We start from the raw sequence: 16036 nt of genomic DNA, 5'->3' as shown, positions 1-16036 counted from the left end.
CGGAGGCGGCCACCACAGTCCACCTGCACCGCAGCCTCACCCACGTCAAAGCCACCCACACCCCTCATTAGCACCGCCCCTGCCTGAAAACACCCTGCCCGAAACCACCCCTGCCGAGAAGGAGCACCATGGTCAAGAACCATCACGTCCGCGTGTACAAGTCCGAAGAGAACCTGCCCCGCGAGGAGCAGCTGGCGCACAAAATCGCAGTGGTCGCCGCCGACTCCGTCGAAGTCACGCCCGAGGTCACCGACATGGTGATCAACCGGATCATCGACAACGCCTCGGTGGCCATCGCCTCGCTGAACCGGGCACCCATCGTCGCAGCCCGCGCCCAAGCCCTGACCCACGCACCCTCGGCCAACGGCAAGGGCGCCGCGGTGTTCGGTATCACCGAGCAGGCCTCCCCCGAGTGGGCTGCCTGGGCCAACGGCGTGGCTGTCCGCGAACTGGACTACCACGACACCTTCCTGGCCGCGGACTACTCCCACCCGGGAGACAACATCCCCCCGATCCTGGCCGTGGCCCAGCACGTCGGCTCCAACGGCGCGGACCTGGTCCGTGCCATCGCCACGGGTTATGAGATCCAGGTGAACCTGGTCAAGGCCATCTGCCTGCACAAGCACAAGATCGACCACGTCGCACACCTCGGCCCCTCCGCCGCCGCCGGCATCGGCACCCTGCTTGGCCTCGACGTGGAGACCATCTTCCAGTCCGTGGGCCAGGCCCTGCACACCACCACCGCCACCCGGCAGTCCCGCAAGGGCGAAATCTCCACCTGGAAAGCCCACGCCCCGGCCTTCGCAGGCAAAATGGCCGTCGAAGCCGTGGACCGCTCCATGCGCGGCCAGACCTCCCCCGTGCCGATCTACGAAGGCGAAGACGGCGTGATCGCCTGGATGCTGGACGGCCCCGATGCCTCCTACGACGTGCCACTGCCGCTGCCCGGTGAAGCGAAGCGCGCCATCCTGGACACCTACACCAAGGAACACTCCGCCGAGTACCAGGCCCAGGCCTGGATCGACCTCGCCCGCAAACTCCACAAGGAGCACCCCGAAACCACGGACCCGGCCAACGTGGCCTCCGTGCTGATCAAGACCAGCCACCACACCCACTACGTGATCGGCTCCGGCGCGAACGACCCCCAGAAGTACTCCCCCACCGCGTCCCGCGAAACCCTGGACCACTCCATCCCGTACATTTTCACCGTCGCGTTGCAGGACGGTGCCTGGCACCACGTTCACTCCTACGCCCCGGAACGCGCAGCACGTCCGGACACCGTGGAACTCTGGCACAAGGTCACCACGGTCGAAGACCCCGAATGGACCCGCCGCTACCACTCCTTGGATATCGCTGAAAAGGCCTTCGGCGGGTCCGTTGAAATCACCCTCAACGACGGCACTGTCATTACCGATGAGATCGCCGTCGCGGACGCCCACCCGCTCGGTGCCCGGCCGTTCGCCCGCGAGCAATACATCAACAAGTTCCGCACCCTCGCAGCAGGACTGGTGGAGGAAGCCGAAATCGAAAGGTTCCTCACCGCCGTCGAACGCGTCACCGAACTCGGAGCCGGCGAACTGGGCCAGCTGAACATCACAGCAGCCCCCGGTGTGATCGACCTCGCAGCAGCTCCGAAGGGACTGTTCTAAATGCTGTACTCCAAAGTCACTGCCGAGCAGAAACGGGTAAAGCTGCGGGAGCTGTTGGCTTCCGGGACCGTGCAACAGTTCCCCGGCGCCTTCAACCCACTCTCAGCCCGGATGATCGAAGAGAAGGGCTTCGCCGGGGTCTACATCTCCGGCGCGGTCCTGGCCAACGACCTCGGCCTCCCGGACATAGGCCTCACCACCCTGACCGAGGTAGCGACCCGGGCCGGGCAAATCGCCCGCATGACGGACCTGCCGTCCCTGGTGGACGCCGACACCGGCTTCGGTGAGCCCATGAACGTGGCCCGCACCGTCCAGGAACTCGAAAACGCAGGCCTGGCCGGTTGCCACATCGAGGACCAATTCAACCCCAAACGCTGCGGCCATCTGGACGGCAAGAACGTGGTGGACATCGACACCGCCACCAAACGCATCCGCGCCGCAGCAGACGCCCGCCGGGACCCCAACTTCCTCATCATGGCCCGCACCGACATCCGCGCAGTCGACGGAATCCAAGCCGCGCAGGACCGAGCCAAAGCACTGGTAGACGCCGGCGCCGACGCGATCTTCCCCGAAGCCATGCGGGATTTGAGCGAGTTCCAGGCCATCCGCGACGCCGTGGACGTGCCCATCCTGGCCAACATGACCGAGTTCGGCAAAAGCGATCTCTTCACCGTGGAGCAACTCCAAAGCGTGGGCGTGAACATGGTCATCTACCCCGTTACCCTCCTCCGCATTGCCATGGGCGCTGCAGAGCGTACTCTGGAATCGATCAAGGCTGCGGGGACCCAGGAAGCGCAAGTGGAAAACATGCTCACGCGTGCGCGCCTCTATGAGCTCGTTGACTACGAGGCTTACAACCAATTCGATACCGGCGTATTCAACTTTCAGGTTCCTGGCGTCCGCTAGGTTCCGGATTCATCAAGGGGAACGCAGGCATGCCGGATCTCCCGGCGCGCCTGCTCTATGAACGAAGGAGTTCAGCGTGGTAGCTGAAGACATCAAAAAGGGCCTGGCCGGCGTCGTGGTGGACTACACCGCGGTCTCGAAGGTCAACCCGGACACCAACTCCCTGCTCTACCGCGGGTACCCGGTCCAGGAACTGGCCGCCAAGTGCAGCTTCGAAGAAGTCGCCTACCTGCTGTGGAACGGCGAACTGCCCAACGAAACCGAGCTGTCCGAATTCACGGCCCGGGAACGCGCCGGCCGTGCCCTGGACCCCGTGGTCAAGACCGTCATCGATGCCTTGCCCACCACCGCCCACCCCATGGACGTCTGCCGCACGGCAGCATCAGTGCTGGGCGCCCGGCACGAACTGGCTGAAGACTCCTCGCCGGAAGCGAACATGAAGAAGGCAATCGACCTCTGGGCTGCCATGCCCGCAGTGGTTGCCTACGACCAGCGCCGCCGCCGCGGCCAGGACGCCATTGAAGCCCGCCAGGACCTGGACTACTCGGCCAACTTCCTCTGGATGACCTTCGGGGAAGAGCAGGCCCCCGAAGTGGTGGAGGCGTTCAACGTCTCCATGATCCTGTACGCCGAGCACTCCTTCAACGCCTCAACCTTCACCGCACGCGTGGTCACCTCCACCCTCTCGGACCTGCACTCGGCCGTCACCGCAGCCATCGGCGCTTTGAAGGGCCCACTGCACGGCGGCGCCAACGAAGCCGTCATGCACACCTTTGACGAAATCGGCATCCGCAGCGAAGAATCCCTCGAAGAAGCCGCCACCCGAGCCAAGGCATGGATGGAAGACGCCCTGGCCCAAAAGAAGAAAGTCATGGGCTTCGGACACCGCGTCTACAAGCACGGCGACTCCCGCGTGCCCACCATGAAAGCCGCCCTGGACAAGATGATCGCCCACTACGGCCGGCCAGAACTCCTGGGGCTCTACAACGGGCTGGAACAAGCCATGGACGAGGCCAAGGCCATCAAGCCGAACCTCGACTACCCCGCCGGCCCCACGTACCACCTCATGGGCTTCGACACCCAGACGTTCACCCCGCTGTTCGTCGCCAGCCGCATCACCGGCTGGACCGCCCACGTCATGGAACAGGTAGCCTCCAACTCCCTCATCCGTCCCTTGAGCGAATACAACGGACCCGAAGAACGGCACATGCCCTAACGCCGCCCGACTCCCAAGAGACGCACGACGCCGGTCCGGTCACCGAAAGGTGACCGGACCGGCGTCGTAATCCCTTGAAATTCTTTAATACGGGCGGGGCTCCACCCAGTCCATGGTGTGGACATCGGCCACATTCTCATTATCTGCCGCCAAAGCCACCCTGACGGCGATGCGCTGACCGGCAATCATGGCCGGGAGCCAGTGTTCAGCGTCGGCCCACATCCTGTCCACGGGAAGCTTCGCAACCGGGAACCACTCGGGGGCAATCTCCTCACTTTCCGACGGTTCCCCCTCCCAATCACGGGTCAGGAAGACAGTAGTGGCCATGTTCCACTCAGGCCTTGCCGGGAAGACAAAGTCAACAGTGCCCGCTGGAATCAGGTCCTCGGCCCGCACCACCACGTTGATCTCCTCCATAACTTCACGGCAGGCAGCCTCCGAGGCGGTCTCCCCCAACTCAACGTGCCCGCCGACGCCCACCACCTTGCCCAAGCCAAAACCGGTCTTCTTGGTCCCGAGCAGGACATCTTCACCGCCCGCGCCGTCGCGGAGGAGGAAGCACAAAGTCACATGGGCTGCAGTCATGCTGCCTACCTTAACCTGATCTCCCCTGCTCCTGCCCGCCATTGCTACAGTGAGCCCATGACAGAAGGTGGGGGTGACGGGCGCGCCGCTGCAGCCGCCGTCGAATACGACTCAGAGCGGCCGACCATCAAAGATGGCAAGGCCGAGGGGGTCGCTGCCAAACCTGTTGGGAACCACACGCCGGAACGGGACGCCTGGCTCCCCCGCTGGCTTGTGTCGCATCCCCTGTACGCGGGATGGGCCTGGACCCTGGTGTGGGCCGGACTCATCGTTCTGGATGAAGTGGTGGACCTGGCCGGATGGACCTGGTATCTGCTGGTACTGGTGGCTGCCTTGCCCACGTTGGTCTCCACGCTGGTGGTACTGCACGCCACACCGCGCAGCCACCTCAGGGCAGTGGACGCAACCGTCCTGGGTCACTTCTTTGTTCGATTCCTGGCGCTGGTGGCTGCGTTCATGGTGTGGGCCGCCTCCGTGGTGATGAGTGCTTCGATCTCCACCACCATCCAAACGGTGATCGGCGATTCCGAAAAGGAAGTCACAGCGCTGGGCTTCAACCTCATGCTGGCAGCTGTTCCGCTGGTGCTCTCCATCCTGTGGATGGCCTTCATCGTGCGCTGTGCATGGTTCCTGCGCCGGCTTCGCGGCTGGCGGCAGGTGCCTGTGAAGACGCGGGTTCCAAAAAAGTTCCTCAAGGGACGGCCCCGGCTCAAACGTGTGGTGGTGGGCCTGGCCCATCCCGGCCTGCTGCTGGTGGCGGGCCTTGGGACATCGCTATTGGCACTCTTTGTTGATGCCGTGGAGTTGACGCTGGACGTGCTCGGGTAGTCAGGCGTCCCGGTTATCCCAGTGCCCGCGGATGCGCTGCCGCGTAGACCTCGCGGAGCGTGTCTGCAGTGACCAGGGTGTACACCTGGGTGGTGGTCACCGATGCGTGGCCCAACAATTCCTGCACCACCCTGACATCCGCTCCGCCCTCCAGGAGGTGGGTGGCGAAGGAATGCCGCAGCGTGTGCGGCGAAACGTCCTTGGTGATGTTGGCTTTCTCAGCCGCCGCTTTGAGGATGGTCCAAGCGCTCTGCCTGCTGATCCGGCCCCCGCGGGCGTTAAGGAAAAGGGCCGGAGTACCTTTGCCCTTGGACGCCAGGAGCGGCCTGCCGCGGACCACGTAAGCTCCCACAGCGCGGGCACCGTAGGACCCCAAAGGGACCAGCCGCTCCTTTGAACCCTTACCGAAGAGCCTCACGATCGCCGGGTCACCGCCGGTGTCCTCGAGGGAGACATCATCTACGTCCAGGCCGACGGCCTCGCTGATGCGGGCACCGGTGGAGTAGAGGAATTCCAGGAGCGCACGGTCGCGGAGTCCGGTGGCGGTGTCCGACCCCGCAGCTTCCAGGATGCGCGTCACTTCGCCGACGCTGATGGCTTTCGGAAGCCGTTTGCCCGGCATGGGTGGGTGAACATCACTGGCGGGATCCGCCGTCGTTGTTCCTTCCAACGCCCAAAACTTATGGAGGCCACGGACCGCCACCACGGTTCGTGCAGCAGAGCGGACACCCAGGACGGCTGCGCCATCGCTTCCATCGGACAAAGCCTGCACGAAGCCGGTCACGTGATGACGGGTAATGTCCACGGGCCGTTGCACTCCCTTGGTGCTCAGGAAATTGGAGTACCGTGCCAGATCCCTGCGATATGCGGCAAGGGTGTTCGCCGCGAGGCCGCGCTCCACCCCCACATGCTGCAGGTAGTCAGTGACTGCCCGCTCAATGCCGGTGGGAGTCCGGGTGGCGACTTCTGCCATACTCAGCGCTGGCTCGGATGTGCCGGCCAAGGCGCATTGGCTGGACGAAGGCTGGTGAAGCCATCAGCCTTCGCAGCAGCGGCAGCAAGGATGCCCAGCACCGCCGACGGATTATGCAGGCGTCCTTCCAGCACAGCTTGTACGGCGTCTTCGAGCGGTACCCAGTGCAGCTCAATTTCGGCTTCTTCATCAGTGCGGACATGCCGGTCCGCTAGCGGAACGTCGCTGAGGCCACGTGCCAAATAGATCCGGACTGCCTCGCTGGATGAACCCGGTGAGTTGAAGAAGTCCACAAGGACGTTCCACGTAGCCGCCTCGAGGTCAGCCTCCTCGGCCAATTCGCGGGCAGCGCCCACCACGAAGTCCTCACCCTCGACGTCCAACAAGCCGGCCGGGATCTCCCACAGATCCATGCCGACAGGATGCCGGTATTGCTTGAGCAACAGGATCTCGCCGTCCACGTTCATCGGCAGTACTGCTACGGCGCCGGGGTGGTCGATGTAGTCGCGAACCAAAGTGTCAGTGCCGTCGCTCAGCTGGAAGGAATCGCTGACCACGTCCCAGATGCGGCCCTCGTACACCTTGCTGGTAGACAAAAGACGGCGCGGGCTCGGCATGTCCGAAACCTGCCTTGATGTGCGGGGGGCTTCAGAAATACCGGGCATCGCGCCGTCCTTCGTTAGTACTTGTGTTTACTTGGCAGCAACCGTGCGGGCACCGGGCTTGGTGGCCACAGGGGCACCTTCACGACGCTCCAAGGCAGCCTTGACCAATCCTGCGAACAGCGGGTGCGGGCGCGTCGGACGCGAGCTGAGCTCCGGGTGCGCCTGAGTTGCCACGTAGTACGGGTGCACCTCGCGGGGAAGCTCCACGTACTCCACCAGCTTGCCGTCAGGAGAGGTCCCGGAGAACACCAGGCCCTCTGCTGCGATCTGGTCGCGGTACTTGTTGTTGACCTCGTACCGGTGACGGTGACGTTCGCTGACCGTGGTGGTGCCGTAGGTTTCGGCGATGACCGAGCCCTCGTCCAGCTTGGCTTCGTAGAGGCCCAGGCGCATGGTGCCGCCGAGGTCTCCCTTGCCTTCCACGATGTCCAGCTGCTCTTCCATGGTGGCGATCACCGGGTACTTCGAATCCGGCTCGAACTCGCTGGAGGAAGCACCTTCAAGGCCCACGACGTTGCGGGCGTACTCGATCACCATGCACTGGAGGCCGAGGCACAGGCCCAGGACCGGGAGCTTGGTCTCACGAGCGAACTTCAACGCACCGAGCTTGCCTTCGAGGCCACGGATACCGAAGCCACCGGGCACGCAGATAGCGTCCACACCGGCCAGTGCCTTGGTTGCCCCTGCAAGGGTTTCACACTCATCGGAAGGGACCCAACGGATCTTGACCTTGGCTTCGTTGGCGAAGCCGCCGGCACGGAGTGCCTCGGTCACGGACAGGTAAGCATCGGGGAGGTCGATGTACTTGCCCACCAAGGCAACTTCGACCTCGTGCTTGGGGTTGTGGACGGCTTCGAGCAGCTTGTCCCACTTGCTCCAGTCAACATCCTTGAACGGCAGGTCCAAGGCACGGACGATGTAGGAATCCAGGCCCTGTGAGTGCAGGGTCTTGGGGATGTCGTAGATGCTGGGGGCGTCAGCGGCATTGACCACGGCGTCGATGTCGACGTCGCACATACGGCCGATCTTCTCGCGCATGGCCTCGGGAACTTCGCGGTCCGAACGGATCACGATCGCTTCCGGCTGGATACCGATGGAGCGAAGGGCGGCCACGGAGTGCTGCGTGGGCTTGGTCTTCAGCTCCTGCGAAGGACCGATGTAAGGGACCAGCGAAACGTGCAGGAAGAAAACGTTGTTCCGGCCAACATCCTGGCGGACCTGGCGGGCCGACTCCAGGAACGGCTGGGACTCGATGTCACCCACCGTGCCACCGATCTCGGTGATGATGACGTCCGGTGCCTTCTTGCCCTCGGCAGGAAGGCGCATACGGCGCTTGATCTCATCAGTGATGTGCGGAATGACCTGGACAGTGTCTCCGAGGTATTCGCCACGACGTTCCTTGGCGATCACCGTCGAGTAGATCTGGCCCGTTGTGACGTTGGCCGAACCTTCGAGGTTTTCATCGAGGAAGCGCTCGTAGTGTCCGATATCGAGGTCGGTTTCGGCGCCATCATCCGTCACGAATACTTCACCGTGCTGGAAGGGGTTCATCGTGCCCGGATCCACGTTCAGATAGGGATCGAGCTTCTGCATTGTTACAGACAGACCGCGTGCCCGCAGCAGGTGGCCGAGGCTGGAAGCCGTCAGACCCTTACCGAGCGAGGACGCCACACCACCGGTGACGAAGATGTGTTTGGTCGTCTTGGACGAGCCCGGGAACCGGGAATTTACACGGGAATTTGATCGCTGCACCACGGAATTCGAGCTTATCATCAATTACGCCTTCCAAGCGTCCGTTCGGATTCCCCAAATGGTCAATGGTTGCTCACCACCGCATTCCAAGCAAGAGCCGCGCGGGATTTGGTGTGCCAATGTGATGGTGCTCCCACTTGCCTTGTCCCTTCCAGCCATGGACTAAGCGCGCTGCGGCAGCAGCTTCGCGTCGTCGAGCAATTCCTGTGCGTGGGCCTGTGCCGACTCGGAGTCCTCTTGGCCGGCCAGCATGCGGGCCAACTCCTTGACACGCTCATCGTCGCTGAGGAGCTGGACATCGCTGGAGGTGAAACCGGTGGTGGTTTTCCCGTCAGCTCCGCGCACGGACGTTTTTGTCACGCGGATGTGCTGATCGGCGAACGCAGCAACCTGCGGCAAGTGCGTCACCACCAGCACCTGGACATGCCGGGCCAGCATGGCAAGCCTCCGGCCGATTTCGACGGCGGCCCTTCCGCCCACGCCGGCGTCCACCTCATCGAACACGAACGTCGGGACGGGATCCACGGCGGCCAGCACCACTTCGATGGCCAACATCACCCGGGACAGTTCACCGCCGGAGGCGCCCTTGCCCAACGGCCGCGCCGGAGCCCCGGAGTGCGGCTGGAGAAGGAAGGCGATCTCATCGGTGCCCCAAGGGCCCAAGGATCCACTGCCGTCGACCTCAATGACCAACGTGGCGTCAGCCATCGCCAAGGCCTTGAGCTCAGCGCTGACGCGTCCTGAGAGGTCCTTGGCCGCCTTGAGCCGGGCTTTGGAGATGGACGCTGCTTGCTTGCGAAGAGTGGCTTCCGTGGAAGCAACCTCGGCGTCAAGGGATTCAATGCGGCTGGAGTCGTCTTGCAGCTCATCAAGCCGGGTCCGGCCGGCAGCCGCCCACTCCAGCACCTCGTCAATGCTGGGAGCGTACTTGCGGATCAGTTTGGCAAGGGCTGCCCGGCGTTCCTCGATTTCGGAGAGCCGCTCCGGGCCCTCCGTGTCCAAAGCGGCCTGGTAACTGGACAGCTCCGTTGCAATGTCGTTGAGAAGGAACCCCACCTCGGCGAGCCGGGCAGCGGCGGACCGCAGCTCTTCATCGTGCTCGGCAACATGCTCCAAGGTGCGCTTGGCGGCGTCCACCATGGTGGTTGCGTCGCCGGCATCCCCGAACTCCTCCGCAATAAGCGACTCATGGGCAGCGGCCGCCGCCAGCCTGAGCTCTTCGACGTTAGCGAGTTTCACGGCCTCGGCCTTGAGCGTCTCGTCTTCGCCCGGCTGGGGATCAACCTCATCAATTTCCTTGAGGGCGGCGTCCAGGGACTCCGCTTCGCGCAGGCGCTCACGGGCTTCACTGCGCAATGTTTCAAGTTCTGATTGGATGTTTTTCCAGTGGCTGTAGAGCTCCTGGTACTCCCCCAGCGTTTTGGCCAGGGGCGCTCCGGCAAACCGGTCCAGGGCATGCCGCTGTGCCGTGGCGCTCTTCAGCCGGATCTGGTCCGACTGTCCATGGACCACCACCAGGCTTTCGCCCAGCTCAGCCAGGACCCCCACAGGTGCCGCCCGACCCCCAACGTAGGCACGGCTGCGGCCATCGGCACCCACGGTGCGAGCGAGCAGCAGCTCTGCCACGCCGTCGAACTCTTCGGCCTCGCCACCGGCCTCCTTGGCGCGCTCCACGGCGCTGTGCGTGGGATCGAGCTTCAGCACCGCCTCGGCCGACGCCGATTTGGCCCCGCTGCGCACGGCGCCTGCGTCTGACCGGGCACCCAGAAGGAGCCCGACGGCGGTCACCACCATGGTCTTGCCGGCACCGGTTTCGCCGGTGACAACGCTCAGGCCAGGGCCCAGCGGCAGTGCGGCATCGGTAATGACGCCGAGGTCACGGATTCGGAGTTCTTCAAGCATGGTTCACTTCGCATTCGTGGGGTCGGAAGGGTCACCGTCCCGGGGACCGTCTACATCCCGCGGACTGCCTACATCCCGGGGACTGGGCAACGGAGCCGGTGAAAGGGTGCGGATAACCGGAATCGGGCCGGTGTGGACTTCCCCGCTCCGGGGAGCAGGCCCCCGCCACCCATGGATGGGGAGTTCGAACTTTCTCACCAGCCGGGCGGAGAAAGGTGTCTTGTGGGTACGTGCCAGGCGCACCGGAGTGGCCGAACGCGTCACCTCGACACGTGCGCCAGGAGGAAGGTCCACAGAACGCCGTCCATCGCACCACAGGACGCCAAGGGCTTCTGTCCGGTTCATGATTTCCACGGCCAGCTTGGACCTGGGAGAGACAACCAAAGGCTTGGCAAAGAGGGCATGGGCGCTGATCGGAACGATCACCAAGGCCTCCACCTCCGGCCAGACTACTGGCCCTCCCGAAGAGAAGGCGTATGCAGTGGAACCCGTGGGGGTTGCCAGGACCACACCGTCACAACCGAAGGACGTCAACGGACGTTCGTCGACTTCCGTGACCACTTCCAACATGCGTTCGCGGTTGGCTTTTTCAATAGCGGCCTCGTTCAATGCCCACGTGTGCCAGATCTTTTGGCCCTTGACCCAGACCTGGACATCGATGGTCATACGTTCCTCCACCGTGTACTGCCGGCTGGCAATCCATTCGACCGTCTGCGCCAAATCCGCGCGTTCGCTCTCGGCAAGGAAACCCACGTGCCCCAGGTTCACGCCCAACAGCGGGACGTCCACCTCACGGACCAGTTCCGCGGCCCTCAAGATGGTTCCATCCCCGCCCAGGACCATTACCAACTCCACGTCCTCCAAGTTGACGTGGTCATTCAGGATCTCAATGGGTGTGTCCAAAGCACCGAAAAAACTCTCGATATCGGCGAGTTCGGACTTCTGCAGCACAGGAACCAATCCGGAGGAATGCAGTTGCGTACAGGCATCCCACGCTGCGCGGAGCGATTCTTCCCGCCCTGTGTGGGCAAGGACAAGTACACGCCTGCTCATCGGGTTCTGCTTTCTAGTGGTTTGGCCAGAGTTTCTTGATCAACGCAGCAACGTCCCCGTCCCGCTCTTCGATCTTAGGCAACAGCGCGGACATCCCGCGCTTCATCCACAGGAAGTATTCAACATTTCCGTCTTGACCCGGCAGCGGACTGGCGGCGATGTCCATCAGGACGAGCCCGGCATCCACCGCAGCACGGGCAACCTGGGCAACCGCCCGGCGTCGTTCATGATCTGAAGAAACCACCCCGGTCCGGCTCAGCCTCTCCTTGCCCACTTCAAATTGTGGCTTGATCATCAGGACCAGGTCGCCGCCCGGTTCCGTGCATTGTGCGAGCGGCCAAAGGACCAAAGTCAAGGAAATGAAGGACAGGTCGGCCACCGTCAACTGTGCCGGTCCACCGATCTGCACAGGGGCCATGTACCTGACGTTCATGCCCTCATGAACATCCACCCGGGGGTCATCGCGCAGGTGTGGCACCAGCTGGCCGTGTCCCACATCCACCGCCACGACGTGAGCCGCACCCTGCCGCAGCAGGACGTCGGTGAAACCTCCCGTGGAGGCACCGGCGTCGAGGCACCGCTTCCCTGAAACCACGACGTCGGGAAACGCCTCCAGCGCGCCGGCCAACTTATGCCCGGCACGGCTCACGTAAATGTCCTCCAGGTGGGCCTCCACGGTCAAGTCCGTTGTGGTGTCCACTTGGAGGGCAGCCTTGGCAAGGACACTCCCTGCGGAGCTCACTTTGCCATCGCTGATGAGCTTTGCTGCGTGGGTTCGGGACCGCGCCAACCCCCGGGTGACGAGTTCCTGGTCGAGTCGGGCCATATGTCAGCTATCGCCTTCCGGGCGGGGAGAGGATTGTCGCGGAGCAGGGAGGCCGGGTTCTGTCTCCAGGGCCTCAAGCAAGGAGTCGTGAATCATGGTGAACAGGTCACCGTGATCTGCCGCCGGCGTTGCCGGCACGGTATCCAGGAGAGCCAACGCCCTGTCAACCAGGGGATCGCCCGTGGGAGCCGCTGCGTCGGGCCATTGAACCTCCGGACCCGCGGGTTCAAGATCCTCATGGATGGGGCTCCCGGGCACGGGGTTTCCAGAGGCGGAGCTCCCGGGCACGGGGCTCTCATGCATGGGGTCGGAAGCCGAAACGTTGTGGGGCTGGATCATCGCACCAGTCTAGTGAGTTCGCCATTCCAGCTGCGGCGCCCGGGCCACGGTGGTATCGGGAACTTCCGCCCACCACGCCGCGCAAGCTGCCCGCCAGGCATCGAGGTCGCCCTCGTCACCTGTCACCGTAACGGTTCCGTCCCCGGCAACAGCCGACGCTGCGCCGCAGCGGAACGTCCCGCCGTCGTTGTTGACTACCGGATACGGGGCATAAAGGCCCTCGAGATCCGCCAGCAGGTAGTTGGGACGTTCGTCGGTTTTGGCAGCCAGGATGGTGTGGGTTGTATCAACCCCGGTGAGGACTGCCGCCGTCGCAAATCCTGCGCGGTTGCCGCCCAGGATGTCGGTGTCCAAACGGTCGCCCACAACCAAGGGACGATCAGCACCAAGCCGCTTCGCGGCTGCGTGGAACAGCGGCGCTTCAGGCTTGCCGGCCACCAACGGAGTCTTTCCCGTCGCAGCCGCCACTGCGGCAACCAACGTGCCGTTTCCCGGAGCCATACCCCGGGCCTGCGGAATGGACATGTCGGTGTTCGTGGCAAACCACATGGCTCCCCCGGCCACTACATACGATGCCTCCGCCAAATCCTTCCAACCGATCTCCGGATTGAAACCCTGGACCACGGCAACCGGTGATTCCGCGGCACTATGCACCGGTTTGAGCCCCACCAACTCAATTTCATGAGCCAGAGCCGCACTGCCCGTAATGAGCACATGCGCCCCCGCAGGCAGCATGGAAGCCAAAAGCTCCCCTGCTGCCTGGGAGGAACTGACCACTTGATGGTCCTCCGCAGGCGCACCCAATTCACGCAGGTGCTCCGCGACCTGGGCCGGGGTGCGGGAAGCATTGTTGGTCACATAGCCAAGGCCTACGCCTACGGTCTCGAGACGCTGCAATGCCTCCACGGCCCCCGGGATGGCGTGCGGTCCTGCATAGACCACACCATCCAGATCCGAAAGGACAGCATCAAAGGATGAGATCAGTGAATCAGCCATGCTGGGAGTCGGTGCCCTGGTTCTCGGCGTCTTCTTCCTTGGCTTCGGCTTCTTCATCAGCCTCTGCCGAATCGATGTCCGACTCAGCGTCATCGGATTCGAAGTAGTCAGATTCCGCGTCATCCAGCTCGACGTCAGCATGCTCAACGTCAGCCGCTGCGGCTTCCGCGATGACCGTTTCCGTTTCAGGCCGAACGACGTCGGACTCCGCAGCCGGCTTGACGAAGCGCGGCTTGCGCGCGGCTGCTTCCTCTTGCTCGTCCCATCCGAGGTCAAGGATCTCAGGCTCAGCGAAATCGCCGACACCCAAGGCATTCTCAGCCACCAAGGCCTGGCGTGCCCACTTGTCCGCTTCCTCCGTGCGACCCACAGCCGTGAGCGCTTCAGCGTAGGCACGGAACAATCGCGGGCTGTAGGAGAAAGCCCGGTTGATGTCCAGCTGAGGAATTTCCAGCTCGGTGACAGCGGCATCAAACTGCTTGAGATCCGCACGCGCACCGGACGCCACCATGGCAAGCTCCACCTTGCCCGGAGCGTCGAGATCCTGGGCCTCAGGAGAGCGGACCATATCCAACGCACGGTCCGGACGTCCGAGCCCACGCTCGCAATCGGCCATCACAGGAAGGTGCACATTGGAGCCGCTGATTCGACGGTACGTGCGGAATTCACGCAGTGCTTCGCCGTAGTGGCCTGCAGCGTAGGCCGTGAGGCCCACTGCCTCGCGGACAACCGAGAGACGGCCGCCGCGACGGCTTGCAGCCAGAGCGTGCTGGAAAGCCAGCTCGGGCTCAATATCAATCAGGCGGCCTGCCATGACCAAGTGCTTGGCGACCCAGCCCGCGCTCTGCTCTTCAAGAGTCTTGATCTGGTGGCCCGTAGCGCGGTCGAGTTCCTTGCCTGTGACATCTTCGTCGATCTCGGGAGAACGTTCGCGGTCCGGACGGTTGGAGCTGCGGATGTCCTTGGCGTTGGGAACCCTTGCCGGACGCTCTTCCCATGAGTTGCCGCGGTCGCTGCGATCGCGGTCTACACCGAAGGAACGACGCTCACCATCACGGGCCGGACGGTCACCATAGGGCTTACGGTCACGGTCGCCGAACGGCTTACGATCACCACGGTCGTTATTGAACGGACGACGTTCATCGTTGTCGCGACGGGGACCGTCGAAGTTCCGCGGACCGCGCTCGGGACGGTCACCGAACGGCTTACGCTCACCACGGTCGTTATTGAACGGGCGACGGTCATCGTTACGGGCCGGACGGTCACCGAACGGCTTACGCTCACCACGGTCGTTATTGAACGGACGACGCTCACCATCACGGGCCGGACGGTCACCAAACGGCTTACGCTCACCACGGTCGTTATTGAACGGACGACGCTCACCATCACGAGCCGGACGGTCACCAAACGGCTTACGCTCACCACGGTCGTTATTGAACGGACGACGGTCATCGTTGTCGCGACGGGGGCCGTCGAAGTTCCGCGGACCGCGCTCTGGGCGGTCGCCGAACGGCTTACGCTCACCGCGGTCGTTGTTGAACGGACGACGCTCACCATCACGAGCCGGACGGTCACCAAACGGCTTACGGTCACCACGGTCGTTGTTGAACGGACGACGTTCATCGTTGTCGCGACGGGGGCCGTCGAAGTTCCGCGGACCGCGCTCTGGGCGGTCGCCGAACGGCTTACGGTCACCGCGGTCGTTGTTGAACGGACGACGCTCACCATCACGGGCCGGACGGTCGTTGCCGTCTCGGTTCTCCCTGGATCGGAACCCGCGAGGATCCCCGCCCGAGTTGTTGTTGGGGCGGTACGAACCGCGATCGTCGCGGTTGCCCCCGAAGTTTCCGCGATTGCCGCCGCGATTGCCGCCGTTGTGCTCAGCCATGGTGGATTCCTCCTGTTGCGAGCCGACCACTGGCGCGTGCGTAGTCGCTCATAACCCTTATTTCGTTGTCACGCCGCCGGGAGCACTCAGCTACCGACTCGTATGTCTTATGCAATTCTATTCGACACCGCCACAGCCGCCGAACGCGTCAAGCCCACTGGCGGCCTTCCGTGGCAAGTCTCACAGCACTTCAGACCCGACAGTTCTGGGTGGCGTCCTGCCCCCAAGGTGAACAGATGCTTAGGGCTGGTTTGTGTGATTCGGTGCCGGCTGGTGTGGTGGTTAAAGGGGAAGAGCCCCGACCTTGGGTCGGGGCTCTTGCCTTAATGGTTGTCCGGCGGTGTCCTACTCTCCCACACCCTCCCGGGTGCAGTACCATCGGCGCTGTGGGTCTTAGCTTCCGGGTTCGGAATGGGACCGGGCGTTTCCCCCACGCTATGACCGCCGTAACTCTGTTA

Annotated in this window: 14 protein-coding genes and 1 rRNA gene; 4 read left to right on the top strand and 11 right to left on the bottom strand. The window is 63.5% G+C overall.

Going from position 1 to position 16036, the window contains the following annotated elements; genetic code table 11:
* The first annotated feature begins 128 nt into the window (after nucleotides 1-128).
* The 3 genes from HP499_RS10665 (at nucleotide 129) to HP499_RS10655 (ending at nucleotide 3771) form a co-directional block, all read left to right on the top strand.
* Nucleotides 129-1649 (top strand): MmgE/PrpD family protein, encoded by a 1521-nt coding sequence (locus HP499_RS10665; RefSeq protein ID WP_172324049.1) that lies wholly within the window; start codon nucleotides 129-131, stop codon nucleotides 1647-1649.
* The gene (gene prpB / locus HP499_RS10660; RefSeq protein ID WP_172324048.1) at nucleotides 1650-2555 is read left to right on the top strand and encodes a methylisocitrate lyase; all 906 of its coding nucleotides are present in this window, start codon (nucleotides 1650-1652) and stop codon (nucleotides 2553-2555) included. It abuts the gene before it with no gap.
* A 76-nt stretch (nucleotides 2556-2631) separates the two neighbouring features.
* Nucleotides 2632-3771 carry a bifunctional 2-methylcitrate synthase/citrate synthase gene (locus HP499_RS10655; protein WP_172324047.1) on the top strand — a complete coding sequence of 380 codons (1140 nt, stop codon included), beginning with the start codon at nucleotides 2632-2634 and terminating at the stop codon, nucleotides 3769-3771.
* 84 nt (nucleotides 3772-3855) lie between these two features.
* Here HP499_RS10655 and HP499_RS10650 read toward each other — a convergent pair whose 3' ends face one another.
* The gene (locus HP499_RS10650) at nucleotides 3856-4356 is read right to left on the bottom strand and encodes an 8-oxo-dGTP diphosphatase (RefSeq protein WP_172324046.1); all 501 of its coding nucleotides are present in this window, start codon (nucleotides 4354-4356) and stop codon (nucleotides 3856-3858) included.
* Nucleotides 4357-4413: 57 nt separating this feature from the next.
* On the opposite strand from HP499_RS10650, the gene HP499_RS10645 reads away from it, so the two are divergent.
* On the top strand, nucleotides 4414-5184 hold the full coding sequence (locus HP499_RS10645; RefSeq protein WP_172324045.1) for a hypothetical protein: 771 nt from the start codon (nucleotides 4414-4416) through the stop codon (nucleotides 5182-5184).
* A gap of 13 nt (nucleotides 5185-5197) precedes the next feature.
* Here HP499_RS10645 and xerD read toward each other — a convergent pair whose 3' ends face one another.
* From xerD to rrf, 10 genes are all read right to left on the bottom strand, one after another.
* Nucleotides 5198-6157 (bottom strand): site-specific tyrosine recombinase XerD, encoded by a 960-nt coding sequence (gene xerD, locus HP499_RS10640; protein WP_172324044.1) that lies wholly within the window; start codon nucleotides 6155-6157, stop codon nucleotides 5198-5200.
* Between the two features lie 2 nt (nucleotides 6158-6159).
* Complete coding sequence (locus tag HP499_RS10635; protein ID WP_172324043.1) at nucleotides 6160-6822, bottom strand: NUDIX hydrolase; 663 nt, start codon at nucleotides 6820-6822, stop codon at nucleotides 6160-6162.
* 27 nt (nucleotides 6823-6849) lie between these two features.
* Nucleotides 6850-8595, bottom strand: coding sequence for a CTP synthase (locus HP499_RS10630; RefSeq protein WP_172324042.1), 1746 nt, complete (start codon nucleotides 8593-8595; stop codon nucleotides 6850-6852).
* A gap of 141 nt (nucleotides 8596-8736) precedes the next feature.
* Entirely contained in the window at nucleotides 8737-10476 is a 1740-nt protein-coding gene (recN, locus tag HP499_RS10625) for a DNA repair protein RecN (protein ID WP_172324041.1), read from the bottom strand.
* Nucleotides 10477-10479: 3 nt separating this feature from the next.
* Entirely contained in the window at nucleotides 10480-11529 is a 1050-nt protein-coding gene (locus tag HP499_RS10620) for an NAD kinase (RefSeq protein WP_172324040.1), read from the bottom strand.
* A gap of 13 nt (nucleotides 11530-11542) precedes the next feature.
* On the bottom strand, nucleotides 11543-12355 hold the full coding sequence (locus HP499_RS10615) for a TlyA family RNA methyltransferase (protein WP_172324039.1): 813 nt from the start codon (nucleotides 12353-12355) through the stop codon (nucleotides 11543-11545).
* 3 nt (nucleotides 12356-12358) lie between these two features.
* On the bottom strand, nucleotides 12359-12694 hold the full coding sequence (locus tag HP499_RS10610; RefSeq protein WP_253951519.1) for a hypothetical protein: 336 nt from the start codon (nucleotides 12692-12694) through the stop codon (nucleotides 12359-12361).
* A gap of 9 nt (nucleotides 12695-12703) precedes the next feature.
* On the bottom strand, nucleotides 12704-13690 hold the full coding sequence (locus HP499_RS10605) for an HAD-IIA family hydrolase (protein WP_172324038.1): 987 nt from the start codon (nucleotides 13688-13690) through the stop codon (nucleotides 12704-12706).
* On the bottom strand, nucleotides 13683-15578 hold the full coding sequence (locus tag HP499_RS10600) for a hypothetical protein (RefSeq protein WP_172324037.1): 1896 nt from the start codon (nucleotides 15576-15578) through the stop codon (nucleotides 13683-13685). Before HP499_RS10600 ends, HP499_RS10605 begins: the two co-directional genes overlap by 8 nt.
* A 332-nt stretch (nucleotides 15579-15910) precedes the next feature.
* Nucleotides 15911-16027, bottom strand: a 5S ribosomal RNA gene (gene rrf, locus HP499_RS10595).
* Nucleotides 16028-16036: the final 9 nt, after the last annotated feature.

This window comes from Paenarthrobacter sp. CM16 (assembly GCF_013179505.1).
In the GTDB taxonomy this organism is placed as follows: Bacteria; Actinomycetota; Actinomycetes; order Actinomycetales; family Micrococcaceae; genus Arthrobacter.
Note: the sequence above shows the minus strand (reverse complement) of the source record. Positions and strands in the feature narration are given on the sequence as shown.